Annotated in this window: 18 protein-coding genes and 1 pseudogene; 7 read left to right on the plus strand and 12 right to left on the minus strand. The window is 68.7% G+C overall.

Annotated elements, in window-relative coordinates; all coding sequences use genetic code 11:
* Positions 1-6: 6 nt before the first annotated feature.
* Entirely contained in the window at positions 7-879 is an 873-nt protein-coding gene (locus tag AOM45_RS26760) for an SGNH/GDSL hydrolase family protein (protein WP_030467541.1), read from the minus strand.
* Positions 880-994: 115 nt separating this feature from the next.
* Between AOM45_RS26760 and AOM45_RS26765 the strand changes: the two genes are divergently transcribed.
* The 4 genes from AOM45_RS26765 (at position 995) to AOM45_RS26780 (ending at position 5,189) form a co-directional block, all read left to right on the plus strand.
* Positions 995-2,365: a cystathionine beta-synthase gene (locus AOM45_RS26765; RefSeq protein ID WP_030467540.1), complete on the plus strand. Its 1,371-nt coding sequence runs from the start codon at positions 995-997 to the stop codon at positions 2,363-2,365.
* Between the two features lie 87 nt (positions 2,366-2,452).
* Positions 2,453-3,526: an RDD family protein gene (locus AOM45_RS53560; protein ID WP_051783326.1), complete on the plus strand. Its 1,074-nt coding sequence runs from the start codon at positions 2,453-2,455 to the stop codon at positions 3,524-3,526.
* The gene (locus AOM45_RS26775) at positions 3,523-4,047 is read left to right on the plus strand and encodes a hypothetical protein (protein WP_156093810.1); all 525 of its coding nucleotides are present in this window, start codon (positions 3,523-3,525) and stop codon (positions 4,045-4,047) included. The genes AOM45_RS53560 and AOM45_RS26775 overlap by 4 nt, the downstream gene beginning before the upstream one ends.
* Positions 4,044-5,189, plus strand: a complete 1,146-nt coding sequence (locus AOM45_RS26780) for a cystathionine gamma-synthase (protein ID WP_201780073.1) — start codon at positions 4,044-4,046, stop codon at positions 5,187-5,189. Before AOM45_RS26775 ends, AOM45_RS26780 begins: the two co-directional genes overlap by 4 nt.
* An 82-nt stretch (positions 5,190-5,271) precedes the next feature.
* Here AOM45_RS26780 and AOM45_RS51120 read toward each other — a convergent pair whose 3' ends face one another.
* The 5 genes and pseudogenes from AOM45_RS51120 to hppD form a co-directional block, all read right to left on the minus strand.
* Complete coding sequence (locus AOM45_RS51120; protein WP_030474319.1) at positions 5,272-6,126, minus strand: IS3 family transposase; 855 nt, start codon at positions 6,124-6,126, stop codon at positions 5,272-5,274.
* On the minus strand, positions 6,123-6,446 hold the full coding sequence (locus tag AOM45_RS53045; protein ID WP_236703837.1) for a helix-turn-helix domain-containing protein: 324 nt from the start codon (positions 6,444-6,446) through the stop codon (positions 6,123-6,125). Before AOM45_RS53045 ends, AOM45_RS51120 begins: the two co-directional genes overlap by 4 nt.
* A 33-nt stretch (positions 6,447-6,479) precedes the next feature.
* Positions 6,480-6,608, minus strand: a pseudogene (locus AOM45_RS53850) (helix-turn-helix domain-containing protein); the annotation flags it as partial.
* An 86-nt stretch (positions 6,609-6,694) separates the two neighbouring features.
* Positions 6,695-6,940, minus strand: a complete 246-nt coding sequence (locus AOM45_RS26795) for a hypothetical protein (RefSeq protein ID WP_051784627.1) — start codon at positions 6,938-6,940, stop codon at positions 6,695-6,697.
* Between the two features lie 54 nt (positions 6,941-6,994).
* Positions 6,995-8,176 carry a 4-hydroxyphenylpyruvate dioxygenase gene (hppD, locus tag AOM45_RS26800; RefSeq protein WP_030472886.1) on the minus strand — a complete coding sequence of 394 codons (1,182 nt, stop codon included), beginning with the start codon at positions 8,174-8,176 and terminating at the stop codon, positions 6,995-6,997.
* Positions 8,177-8,289: 113 nt separating this feature from the next.
* Here hppD and AOM45_RS26805 point away from each other — a divergent pair, with 113 nt between their 5' ends.
* Positions 8,290-8,763 carry an Lrp/AsnC family transcriptional regulator gene (locus tag AOM45_RS26805; protein ID WP_030472887.1) on the plus strand — a complete coding sequence of 158 codons (474 nt, stop codon included), beginning with the start codon at positions 8,290-8,292 and terminating at the stop codon, positions 8,761-8,763.
* Between the two features lie 24 nt (positions 8,764-8,787).
* On the opposite strand, the gene greA is transcribed toward AOM45_RS26805, so the two are convergent.
* The gene (greA, locus tag AOM45_RS26810; RefSeq protein ID WP_156094372.1) at positions 8,788-9,285 is read right to left on the minus strand and encodes a transcription elongation factor GreA; all 498 of its coding nucleotides are present in this window, start codon (positions 9,283-9,285) and stop codon (positions 8,788-8,790) included.
* Between the two features lie 184 nt (positions 9,286-9,469).
* Entirely contained in the window at positions 9,470-9,892 is a 423-nt protein-coding gene (locus AOM45_RS26815) for a DUF4307 domain-containing protein (RefSeq protein WP_030472889.1), read from the minus strand.
* A gap of 96 nt (positions 9,893-9,988) precedes the next feature.
* Here AOM45_RS26815 and mca point away from each other — a divergent pair, with 96 nt between their 5' ends.
* Together mca and AOM45_RS26825 are read left to right on the plus strand one after the other, a co-directional pair.
* A complete protein-coding gene (mca, locus tag AOM45_RS26820) occupies positions 9,989-10,858 on the plus strand; it encodes a mycothiol conjugate amidase Mca (protein ID WP_030472890.1) in 870 nt (289 codons plus the stop codon).
* A 35-nt stretch (positions 10,859-10,893) separates the two neighbouring features.
* On the plus strand, positions 10,894-11,121 hold the full coding sequence (locus AOM45_RS26825) for a hypothetical protein (protein ID WP_051784650.1): 228 nt from the start codon (positions 10,894-10,896) through the stop codon (positions 11,119-11,121).
* On the opposite strand, the gene AOM45_RS26830 is transcribed toward AOM45_RS26825, so the two are convergent.
* The 4 genes from AOM45_RS26830 to AOM45_RS26845 are packed head-to-tail and all read right to left on the minus strand — an operon-like array spanning position 11,118 to position 16,280.
* Positions 11,118-11,876 (minus strand): nucleotidyltransferase domain-containing protein, encoded by a 759-nt coding sequence (locus AOM45_RS26830; RefSeq protein WP_030472892.1) that lies wholly within the window; start codon positions 11,874-11,876, stop codon positions 11,118-11,120. The genes AOM45_RS26825 and AOM45_RS26830 overlap by 4 nt on opposite strands.
* Positions 11,873-12,487, minus strand: a complete 615-nt coding sequence (locus AOM45_RS26835) for a nucleotidyltransferase domain-containing protein (protein ID WP_030472893.1) — start codon at positions 12,485-12,487, stop codon at positions 11,873-11,875. The genes AOM45_RS26830 and AOM45_RS26835 overlap by 4 nt, the downstream gene beginning before the upstream one ends.
* Positions 12,484-14,943, minus strand: coding sequence for a polynucleotide kinase-phosphatase (locus AOM45_RS26840; RefSeq protein WP_030472894.1), 2,460 nt, complete (start codon positions 14,941-14,943; stop codon positions 12,484-12,486). Before AOM45_RS26840 ends, AOM45_RS26835 begins: the two co-directional genes overlap by 4 nt.
* Positions 14,943-16,280, minus strand: a complete 1,338-nt coding sequence (locus AOM45_RS26845) for a 3' terminal RNA ribose 2'-O-methyltransferase Hen1 (protein ID WP_030472895.1) — start codon at positions 16,278-16,280, stop codon at positions 14,943-14,945. Before AOM45_RS26845 ends, AOM45_RS26840 begins: the two co-directional genes overlap by 1 nt.
* Positions 16,281-16,306 lie beyond the last annotated feature (26 nt).

Below are 16,306 nucleotides of genomic sequence, written 5' to 3' on the forward strand. Positions count from 1 at the left end.
CGAAACTCAGGCGTGCCGCCTTTGCAGCCACGCGGGCACGCGGGACGTCCTGACCGCCAGCGCCGCCGCCGAACGCACCGGTGACGACGACCCGGCCCAGCCCGGCCACAGTCCCGCCACCTGGCACAACGGCGCGAGCAGCACGCCGGCCGCGGCCTCGTAGCCGACGGCGCTGGGATGGAAGCGGTCGGAGCTGAACATGTCCACGTGCCGCGCGGTGAACTCCGGGGCGAGCAGGTTCCCGAGCGACACCGGCACACCGCCCGACCGCGACACCTCGGCCGTCTGGGCCGCCGCGAGCCGCACGCTGTACTGGTGCCCGACCATCCGCAACGGCTGCGGGATCGGCCGCACGGTCCCCAGATCGGGACAGGTCCCCACGACGACACCGCACCCGATCGCGCGCAGCTTCCGCACCTGCTCACCCAGCAGCGAAGCGGACTCGCGCACGCCGAGCCGCGACGTCACGTCGTTCGCGCCGATGATGATCAGCGCCACCTGTGGTTCGTCCAGCACGGCCGCTTCGACCTGCCGCACCAGGTCGCGGGTGGTCGAGCCGCTGACGGCGTACGTCGAGAGCCGCACCGGCCGTGCCGCCTCCTCCGCCAGCGCCCGGGCCAGCAGCACGCCCGGCATCTGCGAGGGATGTGTCACACCGACGCCGACCGCCATCGAGTCGCCGAGCACGGCCAGCCGCAGCGGATCGCCGCCGTCGTCCAGGTAGACGCCGTCCGGGGCGGGCCAGAGGTGCTCCAGCACGCCGATGGCCAGGCGAGCGCGTCTGCCCTGCTCGTTCAGCAACCCGACGAGCGCGCCCGAGAGCCCGCCGAGCGTCGCGGCGGTCATCGCCACCGCTCGCAGCGTTCTCAGTCCGATCATCCGCAACACCCCCTTTCAAAGTGAATCGTCGGTACCGCTGTTCGAATTAACCTCCGCAGTCACTAGAGCTAGGCTTCGTTCGCTATCTCGAAGAGTGGGAGTGGGGAGTTACGCGGTGGAGTACGTCGAGCACGTCGTCGATCTGGTCGGCAACACGCCGCTGGTCAAGCTCAACTCCCTGACCTCGGGAATCAAGGCCACGGTGCTGGCCAAGGTCGAGTACCTGAACCCCGGCGGCAGCGTGAAGGACCGCATCGCGCTGCGGATGGTCGAGGCGGCAGAGAAGTCCGGCGCGCTCCAGCCCGGCGGCACGATCGTCGAGCCCACGTCCGGCAACACCGGCGTCGGTCTCGCCCTGGTCGCCCAGCGCAAGGGCTACAAGTGCGTCTTCGTCTGCCCGGACAAGGTCAGCGAGGACAAGCGCAACGTCCTCAAGGCCTACGGCGCCGAGGTCGTGGTCTGCCCGACCGCCGTCGCGCCAGAGCACCCCGACTCGTACTACAACGTCTCCGACCGGCTGGTCCGCGAGATCCCCGGCGCGTGGAAGCCGGACCAGTACTCCAACCCGGAGAACCCGGCGAGCCACTACCACCAGACCGGCCCCGAGATCTGGCGCCAGACCGAGGGCAAGATCACGCACTTCGTCGCGGGCGTCGGCACCGGCGGCACGATCTCCGGCACCGGCCGCTACCTCAAGGAGGTCTCGGACGGCGCGGTGAAGATCATCGGCGCGGACCCCGAGGGCTCGGTGTACTCGGGCGGCACCGGTCGTCCGTACCTGGTCGAGGGTGTCGGCGAGGACTTCTGGCCGGAGGCGTACGACAAGACCATCTGCGACCAGGTCGTCGAGGTCTCCGACGCGGACTCGTTCGACATCACCCGCCGCCTCGCCCGCGAGGAAGGCCTGCTCGTCGGCGGTTCCTGCGGCATGGCGGCCGCCGCGGCGCTGCGCATCGCCAAGGACCTGCCCGAGGACGCCGTCGTGGTCGTGATCCTCCCGGACGGCGGCCGCGGCTACCTCTCGAAGGTCTTCAACGACCGGTGGATGGCCTCCTACGGCTTCCTCCCGCCGGACTCGACCGGCGCGACCGTCGGCGACGTGCTGCGCCGCAAGGGCGGCATGCTGCCCGACCTCGTGCACGCTCACCCGAACGAGACCGTCGGTGACGCCGTCGCGATCCTGCGCGAATTCGGCGTGTCGCAGATGCCGGTCGTCAACGCCGAACCGCCGGTCATGGCCGCCGAGGTCGCGGGCGCGGTGAACGAGCGCGACCTGCTCGATGCCCTGTTCACCGGCAAGGCCCAGCTGTCGGACCGCCTGGACAAGCACATGTCGCCGCCGCTGCCCACGCTCGGCGCCGGCGAGCCGGTCGGGATCGCGATGAACGCCCTCTCGCACGCCGACGCGGCCCTCGTCCTGGAGGACGGCAAGCCCGCCGGCGTAGTCACGCGACAGGACATTCTGGGGTTCTTGGCTGGTCGCTGAGCGTAGAACCGGGTGCGTCCGATAGCGTGACGCCCCAGATCATCAGTCTTACTCGTACACGGCCCAGCCAAGGGGGTTGGAAACCGGATGAACGCTCCGCAGCCGCCAGGAAACCAGTTCGGCGGTCAGCCGCAGGAGCCCAACGCGGACGCCACGCAGATCGTCCCGGGGGGTGGGCAGCCGTCCGCGGCGAACCCGAACCCGGACGCGACGCAGGTCGTCTCGCCTGGTCAGGCTCCCGCGGCACCGCAGCAGAACGCGGACGCCACCCAGGTCGTCAGCCCCGGCCAGGTGCCGCCGGCGGCAGCCCACGGTTCGGGCGGCTTCCCGGCACAGGGACCCGGCTCTGGCGGTTTCCCCGCCCAGCAGCCGCCCTCGTACGGTGCGCCGCAGTCGAACCCGTACGGGCAGCCGCAGCAGCAGCCGTACGGTGCTCCGCAGTCCAACCCGTACGGCCAGCCGCAGCAGCAGGCGTACGGTCAGCCGCAGCAGCCGTACGGTGCGCCGCAGTCGAACCCGTACGGCCAGCCGCAGCAGCAGGCGTACGGCCAGCCCGGCGGCTACGGCGCGCCCGGCTACGGCATGGCGCCGCCGCCTCCCACCGGCTACGCCGAGTGGGGCTCGCGCTTCGTCGGCTTCCTGATCGACATCGCGGCCCCGACCGTCGTGACGCTGATCCTCTACTACGTGGTCGTCGGCATCGCGGTTGGCGCGGACGCTCCCGGCCTCGCGCTGCTGGCCATCCCGATCTGGCTGGCGAACCTCGGCTTCGTGATCTGGAACTCGATCATCAAGCAGGGCCAGACCGGTCAGTCGATCGGAAAGAAGGTCGCGAAGATCAAGCTGGTCTCCGAGGAGACCATGCAGCCTCTTGGCGGCGGTACGACGTTCGTGCGCCAGCTGTGCCACGTCATCGACGGTCTGCCGTGCTACGCGGGTTACTTCGCCCCGCTGTGGGAGCCGAAGAAGCAGACCTGGGCCGACAAGATCATGAAGTCCATCGTGATCAACGCCCCGGAGACCGCCTCTCCGTACGGCGGTGGCGCCGGCACCGGTGGCTTCCAGCAGCAGCCGGGCACCGGTGGGTACCCGCAGCAGCAGCCGGGTGGCTACGGCCAGCCGCCGCAGCAGGGCTACGGCGGCCAGCAGCAGGGTTGGTGAACCCTCAGCAGCCGTACCAGCCCCCGGTCACCCAGTGGCCGGGGGCTGGCCCGCATCCGGGGCCTGGTGGCAGGCCCGGTCCGGCGCGTCCGAGCGGCGCGACGGGCGTGATCGGCGGTATCTCGGGAGTGCTGGCCGGTCTCTTCGTCCTGGGCGGCACGATCTGGGCGCTGGTCCAGATCGGCGGGACGTTCGGTCTGCTGATCGACGCGGTGACCCCGCTGGTCCTGCTCGCGTTGCAGGCGCTCGCGGCCGTGCTGCTGCTGTGCGGCGGGTTGTTGTTGTGCCTGCGGGTGGGCTTCGGCAGGTTCCTCCTCCCCGTGGGCGCGGTCGTGGTGGTGGGCATCGTGCTGGTCGCGATCCTGCAGGAGTTCCCGTTCGGCGCGGTCGTTCCGGTGATGGCGTTCGCGTTCCTGCACGTGCAGGACGTCGTGTGGTTCACGCTGGTGTTCGCGGTGGCCGGTTCACTGCTTGGACTACTCCCGTCGACCGCCAGATGGGTGAGTACTCTTCGAACATGAGCACCCCCTACGGCTTCGCGACCAGGGCGATCCACGCCGGTCAGGACCCGGACCCGACCACGGGTGCGGTGAACGTGCCCATCTACGCGACCTCCACGTACGCCCAGGACGGCGTCGGAGGGCTGCGTGAGGGCTTCGAGTACTCGCGCACCGGCAACCCCACCCGCCGCGCGCTGGAGACGTGCCTCGCGTCGCTCGAACGCGGCCGCTACGGCCGTGCGTTCTCCTCCGGCATGGGTGCGACCGACGCGGCGTTGCGCACGTTCCTCAAGCCCGGCGACCACATCGTCATCCCGAACGACGCGTACGGCGGCACGTTCCGGCTGATCGACAAGGTCTTCTCCAAGTGGGGTGTCACCCACTCGCCGGCGCCGGTCTCGGACGTCGACGCGATCCGCGCCGCGATCACCCCGGCCACGAAGCTCGTGTGGATCGAGACGCCGACGAACCCGTTGCTGAACATCGGCGACATCGCGGCCATCGCCTCCGTCGCCCACGAGGCCGGCGCGAAGCTGGTCGTGGACAACACGTTCGCCTCGCCCGCGCTGCAGACGCCGCTGGAGCTGGGCGCGGACGTGGTGCTGCACTCGACGACCAAGTACGTCGGCGGCCACTCCGACGTCGTCGGCGGTGCGCTGATCACCTCGGACGAGGAGATCGACGCGGCGTTCGGGTTCCTGCAGAACGGCGCGGGCGCGGTGCCCGGACCGTTCGACGCGTACCTGACCTTGCGCGGCATCAAGACCCTTGAGCTGCGCATGGAGAAGCACTCCGACAACGCCGAGCTGGTGGCGGAGGCCCTGACGCGGCACCCGCGCGTCAAGAAGGTCATCTATCCCGGCCTGGAGTCGCACCCCGGCCACGTGGTGGCGGCCAAGCAGATGCGCCGGTTCGGCGGCATGGTGTCGTTCCTCGTCGAGGGTGGCGAGGAGGCGGCGCTGGAGGTCTGCGCGCGCACCAAGCTCTTCACGCTGGCGGAGTCGCTGGGCGGCGTCGAGTCGCTGATCGAGCACCCCGGCAAGATGACCCACGCCTCGACCGCCGGGTCGATGCTGGAGGTGCCGGCGGACCTCGTGCGCGTGTCGGTGGGCATCGAGTCCGGTGACGACCTGGTGGCCGACCTGCTCGAAGCCCTCGGCTGAGTCCGACCACGATGAAGGGCTCCTTCATCCACGTGAGGTGGATGTGAACTGGTCCCCGGAAGTTGGACTGGCTAAGTAAAGGTTAGGCCGCGAGGGCCTGGGCTCGGTACTCGACCGGGCTCAGGCCCTTGAGCGTGGTCGAGATACGGGTGGTGTTGTACCAGTCGATGTACTCGTGCAGAGCCACGGTGAACTCCTCGACGGTGTCGAACCTGGTGTGGTGGAACAGTTCTTCCTTCAGATGGCCGAAGAAGTTCTCGGCGATCGAGTTGTCGAGACAGTTGGCGCGCCGTGACATCGACTGGGTCAGGCACGCGTCGGCCAGCAGGGCACGCCAGGAGGCGTGCTGGTACTGGAAGCCCTGGTCGGAGTGCACCAGCGGCGCGGCCCCGGCGGGCAGGGTGGCGATCGCCTCGCGCAGCGAGGAGTTCGTCAGCTCCAGCGTCGGCGAGGGTCCGCAGGAGTAGGCGATGACGGACCGGTCGAACAGGTCGATCACGGGTGACAGGTAGACCTTGCGGTCCCCGATCCGGAACTCGGTCACGTCGGTGACCCACTTCGTGTCCGGAGCCTCGGCGCCGAACTCGCGGTTGAGCACGTTCTCGGCGACCGTGCCGGGCTGCCCGAGCCAGGACCGGTACCGCCGGGGCCGCCGCACTATGCAGACCAGACCCAGCGTGTTCATCAGCGTAAGCACGGTCTTCTTGGCCACCTGCCAGCCTTGGCGGGTCAGCACCGTGTGGATCCGCCGGTGCCCGTAGCGGCCCTTGGCCTGCTCGAACGCCTCCGTGATCGCCGCCTTGAGCTCGGCATGCGGATCGGGCCGGTCCAGGCGGGCCTGGTGGTAGAAGAACGTCGAGCGGGTCAGGCCGGCGACCGCCAGCAGCACCGACAGCGGAAACTCAGCCTTGAGGGCGGCGATGATCTGGGTTTTCACCCTCGCCCCTGTTCCCTCAAGGCCCGCAATTTTTTCAGGTAGGCGACTTCCGCGGACAGCAGCAGGTTCTCCGCCCGCAACCGTTCCAGCTCACTGTCGGCAGGCGCGGACGCACCACCGGCAGGACGGCCCTTCCGCTTGGGCCGCAACGCTTCCTCGCCCTCACTGCGATACGCCCGAACCCAGGTATCGACCAGCTTGGGCGAGGACAGACCGTGCTCGCGCGCCAGCTCGAGCGCCGTCGCCTCACCACTGACATACCGGCGCACGACCTCGAGCTTGAACTCGAACGTGAACGACGGCTTGCCCGGCTTCCTCATCAGCGCTCCCGCGCTCCGCAGCATCCAACGATCACGCAAGCGTCGCACCGCCGTCGGCGACACACCCAACCGGGTCGCCACAGCCTTCGCGCCATACCCGTTCTCGAACAACACGACAGCGGATGCCCGCTCCCGCTCAGACAACGAACTACCTGGATGCACCCCACCACTCCCCGGAGAGCCGGAACTGGATTCCCAGTCCAACTTCCGGGGAGCGGTTCAATGAAGGAGCCCTTCATCGATCTGACCTAGGGCTTCTTGGAGCCGCCGAACCTGTCGACGTTCTCGGCCTCGGCCGTCGGAGCCGACGGTAGATCGGCGCCGTTGACACAGCCGCCGACGAACTCGATCGACTCGCCGGTGCGGACGAAGCGGCCGGCTTCGTCGCAGCCCGCGTGAGCCACGGTCAAGAACGCCGCGCCGGTCAGAGCCGCAGCCGTGGTCACGGCTCCGACCAGCGGAATCACCGCGGCCACGCGTCTTACGAGTGCCATGCCACCTCCCCACGATGTGTATCCCCCGTAAAGCACCTTACCGGGGGAACGCCATCAGAGGTTGCCGCGGCGCTCCTGCTCTCGCTCGATCGCCTCGAAGAGGGCCTTGAAGTTGCCCTTGCCGAAGCCGAGCGAACCGTGCCGCTCGATCAGTTCGTAGAAGACCGTCGGACGGTCGCCGATCGGCTTGGTGAAGATCTGCAGCAGGTAGCCGTCCTCGTCGCGGTCGACCAGGATGCGGTGCTCCTTGAGCACCTCGATCGGCACGCGGACCTCGCCGATCCGGGCGCGCAGCTCCGGGTCGTCGTAGTAGGAGTCCGGCGTCTCGAGGAACTCGACACCCGCGTCGCGCATCGCCGAGACGGTCTTGATGATGTCGTTGGTCGCCAGCGCGATGTGCTGCACGCCCGCGCCCTCGTAGAACTCGAGGTACTCGTCGATCTGCGACTTCTTCTTCGCGATCGCCGGCTCGTTGAGCGGGAACTTGACGCGGTGGTTGCCGTTGGAGACGACCTTGGACATCAGCGCCGAGTAGTCGGTGGCGATGTCGTCGCCGATGAACTCCGCCATGTTCACGAAGCCCATGACGCGGTTGTACCACTCGACCCAGTAGTCCATCTTGCCGAGCTCGACGTTGCCGACGCAGTGGTCGACGGCCTGGAACAGGCGCTTCGGAGCGCCTTCCGGACGCTTGACCGACGACGTCCGCGCCACGTAACCGGGCAGGTAGGGGCCGTTGTACTTGGAGCGGTCCACCAGCGTGTGGCGGGTCTCGCCGTAGGTCGCGATGGCCGCGAGACGCACGGTGCCGTGCTCGTCGGACACGTCGTGCGGCTCTTCCAGCACCGTCGCGCCCTGCTCGCGCGCGTGCTTGATGCACTGGTCGACGTCGCCGACCTCGAGCGCCAGGTCGACCACGCCGTCGCCGTGCTTGCGGTGGTGGTCGAGCAGCGGCGAGCCGGGCTGCACGCCGCCGTGGATCACGAAGCGGGCCGAGCCCGACTTCAGCACGAACGACTTGTGGGAGCGCTGGCCGGTCTCGGGGCCCGCGTAGGCCACGAGCTCCATGCCGAACGCCACCTGGTAGAGCCAGGCGGTCTGGGTCGCGTTGCCCGCGACGAACACCACGGCATCCATGGCGCGCACGGGGAAGGGGTCCTTGGTCGCGTCGTAGTCGACCAAGCCCACGAGCTGCCGGAGCTGGTCGTAGCTCACGTCGTCAAGCTGCTGCGTCATGCTTCTCAGCATGAGTCGACCCGACAGGGTGAGCAACAGTCAGCGATTTCGTTGAGCAGTTTGTATAGTGATCTGTGCCTTCAGATCAGCAGAGTGAGCACTCTGACCAGCCGGTGGACGAACTGGACGCCAGGTTGCTGTTGCTCCTCACCGACGAGCCACGTCTCGGCGTCCTCGAATGCTCCCGTCGGCTCGGCGTCGCACGCGGAACGGTGCAGGCGCGGCTGGACCGTCTCGTCGAACGCGGCGTGCTCACCGGGTTCCCGCCGGCGCTGGACTTCGGCGCGATGGGCTACGGGCTGACGGCGTTCGCGGTCGTCGAGATCGCGCAGGGCAGGCGGGCCGAGGTGTGCGAGGGCCTGGCCGCGATCCCCGAGGTGTGCGAGGTGCACGCCACGACCGGCCAGGGCGACCTGTTCGTGAGAATGGTCGCGAGGTCGAACGCGGACCTGCAGCGCGTGGTCGACCACATCGTCGACGTGCCGCACGTGCGCCGGCTCTCGACGTCGATCGCCCTGTCCACGCCGGTGCCTCCACGTGTGCGGCCGCTCCTGGAACGCGTGAAGGGGCGATCACCACGCGGGTGACCGCCCCTTCGCAACGTCTGGGAACTACCCGGCGTACGGCAGCGCCTCGATCAGCGTGACCTTCTGGAGCTTGCCGTTGGGCAGCTCGTACTCGACGGTCTCGCCGTCCTTCGCGCCGTTCAGGGCCTTGCCGAGCGGCGAGGACGGGGAGTAGACCTCCATCTCGCCGTGCGCGCCCTCCTCACGGGTCGCTAGCAGGAAGGTCTCGGTCTCGTCGTCGCCCTCGTAGCGGATCGTGAGCACCGTTCCCGGAGCCGCAACACCCTTGGTGGTGGGGGCCTCGCCGACCTTCGCGGCCTGGAGCAGCTCGTGCAGCTGGCGGATCCGCGCCTCCTGCTTGCCCTGCTCCTCGCGAGCCGCGTGGTAGCCACCGTTCTCGCGGAGGTCGCCCTCCTCGCGGCGGGCGTTGATCTCTGCAGCCATGACCGGGCGGTACGCGATGAGTTCGTCCAGCTCAGCCTTGAGCCGGTCGTAGGCCTCCTGGGTCAGCCAGGTCACCTGGGTGTCGCTCACGGTCACCAACTCCTCGTCTTGCTCTGGTGCACACGTGTGCCCCAGATAGTTCCCGGGCCGGGGGCCCGGAACGGAAAAACACGGCCCGCGCCGGGGCCGTGCTTGAGCGGCAATAGTAACACGAAGACAACGTTCAGCGACGGCGATTTGTTCCCCAGATCGCCGTTTAAACCGCAGATCACCCGCTTGGCCGCTAGCTCGTGGACAAGTAGGCGGGAACCTGGTAGGAGCACCCGAACACCTCGCCGGTGACCGGCGGCTTCGAGGTGCGGAGAACTGTTGTCTCGACGACGACGGAATTCCCCGGCGGAACCAGAACTTCGCGTCTGCCCGTCTCGTCCCCGTCCTTGGATCGGGCCCGAATGATGCAGACCGCCGCACGGTCCGGTTGATCTCGGGAAACCTCGAAACTGACCTTCACGCTGTCGTCGCCGAGGATGATGAACGCGGTCTGCTTCGCCTCGATCGGCTTTGTGCCGAGATTTCGGTAACCGACGAAGGCGATCAGAGCACCTGCGGCCACGGCTACAGCGAGTAACGCCCAGCGGGCCCACCTGCCCAGTGGCCTGCGGGTCTGCCTGCTGTACCGCCCCTCGGGGAGCGCGCGCTGTGCCACTATCCCGCGCCCTCCTCAACCTCTGGGGAACAATGGTGACCTGCGTTCAGTTGTTGAGTGTCGCAGGACCGTTCACACAGGAGGACCACGGGGGTCATGGCCGACAAGCTGCGCCTCATGGCAGTGCACGCACATCCCGACGACGAGTCGAGCAAGGGCGCGGCCACGATGGCCCGCTACATCGCGGAAGGGCACGACGTGATGGTCGTGACCTGTACCGACGGTGGTGCGGGCAGCATTCTGAACCCGGCGATGGACAGGCCGGACGTGCTCGAGAACATGGTCGAGATCCGCCGGGAGGAGATGGCCACCGCGGCCAAGATCCTCGGCATCCAGCACCGCTGGCTCGGCTTCAAGGACTCCGGCCTGCCGGAGGGCGACCCGAAGCCGCCGCTGCCCGAGGGCTGCTTCGCCCTGGTGCCGCTGGAGGAGTCGGTGCCGTCGCTGGTGCAGGTCATCCGCGAGTTCCGCCCGCACGTCGTCGTGACCTACGACGAGAACGGCGGCTACCCGCACCCGGACCACATCCGCACGCACGAGATCTCGATGGCCGCGCTGGACGCCGCTGCCGACCCCGAGTTCCAGCCCTCACTGGGCGGGGCGTGGGAGACGCAGAAGGTCTACTACTCGCACGGTTTCTCCCGCGCGAAGCTGATGGCGTTCCACGAGGCGATGGAGGCTCGTGGGATGGAGTCGCCGTACACCGAGTGGCTGGCGAACTGGGACGCGAACCGGCCGGACGTGATGGACCGCGTCACCACGCAGGTCGAGTGCGCCGACTACTTCGAGATCCGGGACGAGGCGCTCAAGGCGCACGCCACCCAGATCGACCCGACCAGCCGCTGGTTCGCCATCCCGCAGGACCTGCAGCGCGAAGTCTGGCCGACCGAGGAGTACGAGCTCGTGCGGTCGCAGGTGGACTCGACGCTGCCGGAGAACGACCTGTTCGCCGGAGTTAAGGTCTAGGGGTGCTCTCCCCAGAATTCGACCTCGGAAGCACGGTGGCGTTCGTCGCCGTGCAGCCGTCGAACACGAACAACGACAAGGGCGGCCAGGGCGAGGACTTCGGCAAGTCCTCCCCGGTCGGCCTCGTCCTGCTGATCCTCTTCTTCATCGCCGTCTTCTTCCTGGTCAAGTCGATGAACAAGCACCTCAAGCGGGTGCCGGCGTCGTTCGACGAGCCCGCGCCGACCGCGGACGAGGCCGCGGAGGAGAAGAAGAAGGACTAGCTCAGCCGCGTCGCGACCACGAACTCGTGCACCGCCTCGAAGGCGGGCGGGTGTTCGGGCAGGTCGCTGGTCTCCCGCGCGGCCCGCAGCTCCTCCTGCCAGTGCGCGAGGTCGGCCTCCAGCCGTTCGGGAGCGGGCCGGTGCGGCACGCCGGCGAGCCCCCGGTGCTCGCCGAGGACCTTCGCCTCGATGAGCGCGGGCAGGTAGTCCGGCCCGTCGAGCTTTTCCAGCAACGTCGGCAGGTGCGCGTTCACCTCGCCGGTGCGCAGCAGGTGCACGCCGGTCAGCAGCGCGCGGAACGTGTAGAGCAGCGGCTTGATCTCGCCGGTCCGCTCGAACAGCCGCCACTGGGTGACGGCGAATCCGCGGTAGTGGTGCCCGTGCCGGTTGGTGAGGCATCCGGCGGCGAGCTCCGCCAGCTTCCGGTGCCCCTCGGTGGTGTGCACCACGAGCGGTGACAGCAGCTGTTCGAGCACGTAGCCGTTGGGGCGGGTGAGGAGCTTGCAGAACTTCTGCACGTCGTGGGTCACGAGGTCGATCTCGACGCCGTCGCGCACCCACATCCGTTCCTTGGTCTCGGGTCCGCGGCGCAGGCCGACCACCTCCTCCGGCGGCAGGACGTGCACGCCGCGCAGGTCGACATCCGAGTCGCGCGACGGGAACCCGTACAGGTGCGCGCCGGACACGGTCGCGAAGAGCAGCCCGTGGGACTGCTCGGCCACGACCGCGCTCAGGTCGGGAACCTCGTAACTCACAACGACCTCCTGCGCACCGAAATCAGCCAGTCCTCCACACGTGCCCGGTCCGGTTCCTCGGGAAGAGGGCCGTCGGCGTGCGCCAGTTCGTCCCCGAGCCGGTGCGCCCACGCCACGGCGTCGTCCCACGGCATCGAGCCGTCGCGGATCTTCAGCAGCGCGCGGTCGGCCGTGATCTCGTACCTGCCGGTGCGCAGCAGGTGCAGGCCCACCAACCGCAGCCGCACGACGTGCATGAGCTGCTTCGGCTTGAGGTTGCGTCCCGCGCGCGACAGCTGCATCTCCGTCGCGCGCGTGAACGCCCGCACCGCGTACCGGGAGAGGAACGCGGGCAGCAGGTCCCGCAGTTCCTCTCCGAGAGGCGTGCTGATCTCCACCAGCGGGCTCACCAGCGTTTCGAGCACCGTCGGGTTCGACTTCAGCCCCAGCCTGCAGAAGTGCTCGACCTCCCAGCTGAGCCGTTCCGGCCCTGGGCCCTCGACGCTCGTCGGGGGCTTCTCCAGGCGCCAGAACGCCTCCGTGGGCGCGACGAACACACCGCGTCTATCCACATCGGAGTCCTGAGTCGCGAGCCCGTAGGCGTGCGACCCGATGATCGCTTCGAGGATCACAGTCGTGGGTCCACCGGTTCCGATTCCAACGCCAACACACCGAAAACGCACTCGTGCACGCGCCACAACGGTTCGCCGCGCGCTACGCGTTCGAGTGCCTCGATGCCCAGGGCGTACTCGCGCAGGGCGAGCCCGCGCTTGCGGCCGAGAGAACGCTTGCGCAGCCGCGAGAGGTTCTCCGGCGACGTGTAGTCGGGGCCGTAGATGATCCGCAGGTACTCGCGCCCGCGCACCTTCACGCCCGGCTGCACCCGTCCGCCGAGGTTCGCGAGCGGCTTCACGACCATCCCCTCACCTCCCGCCTCGGTCAGTTCCTCCCACCACCGCACGCCGGCGGCCGGATCCGCGGTGTCGACCACGAGGTGCCTGGTCTGCTGGAACAACGGACCTTCGAGCCGGCTCAACGTCTCCAGGTGCCACAGGTGCGAACGGTCGTGGAACGTCCGTCCCTCGACTGCCAGGAGCTGGAACGGCGCGATCCGCACGCCCTCCAGCCCGTCGGTCGGCCAGCAGTACCGCTCGTACGCCGCGCGGTAGGCCGCGGCGTTGGCCGAGCGCTGAGCCGTGCGCGCCAGCAGGTCCGTGACGTCGATGCCCCGTGCCTTCGCCGCTTCCAGTGCTTCGACCGCCACCGGAAGCGCTCCGCCCGCCGCCGCACCGACTGCCGCGTACTGCTCGCGGATCAACCCGGACGCCTTGGCGTTCCACGGCATCAGCTCGGCGTCGATCAGCAGCCAGTCCGTCGAGAACTCGTCGAACAACGGCTTCGCCGCCCCGCGCACGCGGTCGAGCAGTTCGTCGCCCAGCGCGCCGTCGAAGAACGCACGGCCGGTGCGCGTGTAGATCGCGCCACCTTCCTTGCGCACCAACAACACCGCGCGGGAACCCATGTGCTTCTCTTCGCAGATCACCTGGGCGACACCGGCCGCCCGGTACTCGGCGAAGGCCTCGTCCGGGTGCTCCAGCACGTCGTCGCGCTGCGAGGTCGCCGTCGGTGCCATCGTCGGCGGCAGGTACAGCAGGTCGTGCGGGTTGATCGCGAACCGGCTCATGACCTCCAACGCCGAGGCGGACTGCTCCGCGCGGATCGTGACGGCACCGAGCAGCGACGTCTCGATCCGGCGCAGGCCCGTGACGTCGCTCAACGCCAGGACGTCCGGCTCGCGCTGGACGACCAGGGTCTCCAGCGGGCGGTCGTTGGCGTACCAGACCTCGTGCGCCTTGACGGAGACGAGCTCCTTCTCCGGGTAGCGCAACGCGGTCAGCTTCCCGCCGAACACCACACCGGTCTCGAGGCACATGGTGTTGTTGATCCACTCGGCCTCGGGCACCAGGACGTGTCCGTACAGCACCATCGCGTTGCCGCGGTAGTCGTTCGCCCACGGCAGGCGCACCGGCATGCCGTACTCGTCGGTCTCGCCGGTCGTGTCGCCGTACAGAGCGAAGCTGCGCACCTTGGCCGACGCACGGCCGTGGTAGCGCTCAGGCAGACCGGCGTGCGCGACGACGAGGTTGCCGCCATCGAGCACGTAGTGCGCCACCAGGCCGTCGCAGAACTTCGTGGCAGCACGGCGGAACTCCTCCGACTCGTGCGCGAGCTGCTCCAGCGACTTCTCCAGCCCGTGCTGGACCGTCACCTTGTGGCCGCGCAACGCGCGCACGAGCTTCTCCTCGTGGTTTCCGCGCACGCTCAGGGCGTGGCCGTTGCCGACCATTCCCATGACCAGGCGCAGCACGCCAGGCGTGTCCGGGCCGCGGTCGACGAGGTCGCCGACGAAGACCGCCTTGCGGCTGCCCGGCGGGATCGCGTCGACCGCACGGCCCTCGTCGTCGCGCTGGACCTGGTAGCCCAGGTCGGTCAGCAGCTCCTCCAGCTCGGCGCGGCAGCCGTGCACGTCACCGATCACGTCGAACGGGCCGGTCTCGTGCCGCAAGTCGTTGAGCAGCCGCTCGTACACGATGGTCGCGCTGTCCACATCGGACTCCGAGCGCAACACGTGGACGCGCTTGAACCCCTCCTTGCCCAGGTACTTCAACGACCGCTGCAGCGCCGAGCGGTGCCGCTTCACGACGTGCGCGCCGAAGTCGCGGTCCGGCCGCTGCGCGTTGCGCTTCAGGCACACGTCGGTCGGCGTGTCGAGCACGATCGCGACCGGCAGCACGTTGGCCTTCTTCGCGACCTCGATCAGCTTGGCGCGGTCGGGCGCCTGCACGTTGGTGGCGTCGACGACGGTGACCTTGCCGGCCTCCAGCCGCTTTCCCGCCACGTAGTGGAGCACGTCGAACGCGGCTGCGGACGCCGACTGGTCGTTCTCGTCGTCGGACACGAGCCCGCGGAAGTAGTCGCTCGACAGCACCTGCGTGGGGAGGAAGTGCCTGCGAGCGAACGTGGACTTGCCCGAACCGGACGCGCCGACGAGCACCACCAGGCACAGGTCGGGGATCTTCAGCTCCATCAGTTCTTTCCTCCCTTCGAGGTGAACACGGCCATCTGGGTCGGCGCACCGCGGTCGGCGTCCTCCGGTCCGATCGGCACGTAACTCACGGTGTAGTTGCGGCGTTCCGCGACGCCGTCCGCCCACTCCTGGAACTCGGCGCGAGTCCATTCGAAACGGTGGTCGGAGTGCCGCAGCTGGCCTTCCGGCAGCGTTTCGAACAGCGGGTTGTACTCGACGTTCGGCGTGGTCACGAGGACCGTGCGCGGCCGTGCGACGGTGAACACCGAGTGTTCCAGCGCGGGCAGGCGCGACGGGTCGACGTGCTCGACGACCTCCATCAGCACCGCCGCGTCGTACCCGGCGAGCGCGGTGTCCGCGTACGTCAAAGCCGACTGCCGCAACGTGATCCGCTCGCGCCGGCGGTCGTCCAGGCGGTCGAGGTGCAGCTTGCGCGCGGCCTCCTGCAACGCCTTCGCGGACACGTCGACACCGTGGATCTCGGTGAACCCGGGGTCCTTGACGAGCTCGCGCAGCAACGCGCCGCCGCCGCAGCCGAGATCGAGCACGCGCTGGGCCCCTGCCTGCTTGAGCGCCTTGATCACCGCCTCCTTGCGCTGTGCGGCAAGAGAGATCTTCGGTTCGGTGAGCGCGTTGTCGAGCTCCTCCGGCTCGACCTCGTCGACGTCCGCGAGACGTTCCAGCGCGGAGGTGATCAACGGACGCTTGCGCGCCAGGTACCTGGTGGTGATCAGCTCCTTGTCCGGGTGCTGGGAAAGCCAGCCGTCACCTGCCTTGAGCAGCTTGTCGACCTCGTCGGCGGCGACCCAGTAGTGCTTGCCGCCGTCGAGCACGGGCAGCAGCACGTAGAGGTGCTTCAGGGCGTCGCTCAGCCGGACGGTGCCGGTGAGCGTGACGTCGCCGTGGCGCTCGCCGTGTTCGGTGATCTCGACCGTCCAGCCGAGCGGCGTGAACAGCCGGTCCGCGAGCCGGTGCGGCAGCGCGGGAATGCGGATGACCAGCGGAATCGGCGTGTTCGCCAGCTCGGGGTAGCTCTCGCTGCGGCCGTTCATCGCCGTGCGGAACACACTGCCGAGCGCGACCGTGAGCAACGACCCCGCCGCGTACGGGCGGTCGTTGACGTATTGGGTGAGCGTGCTGCCAGGACCTCGCACCAGCGCGATCGGGTCGACCTCCAGCAGGAGGGCGACCGTGCATTCCTCGTTCGTCGCCTTCGGGTAGAAGACGTGCGCGACACCCGAGCTCGTCGTGAAGGACTGAGCCCGGTCCGGGTGCTTGTGCAGCAGGTGACCGAGATCGGTCGCCGGCTGGTGGGTCGTGGTCATGGTGAGCAACACGAGGTCGAGTCTGATCGAGAGTCGTT

Source organism: Lentzea aerocolonigenes, from assembly GCF_000974445.1.
Taxonomy (GTDB): Bacteria; Actinomycetota; Actinomycetes; order Mycobacteriales; family Pseudonocardiaceae; genus Lentzea; species Lentzea aerocolonigenes.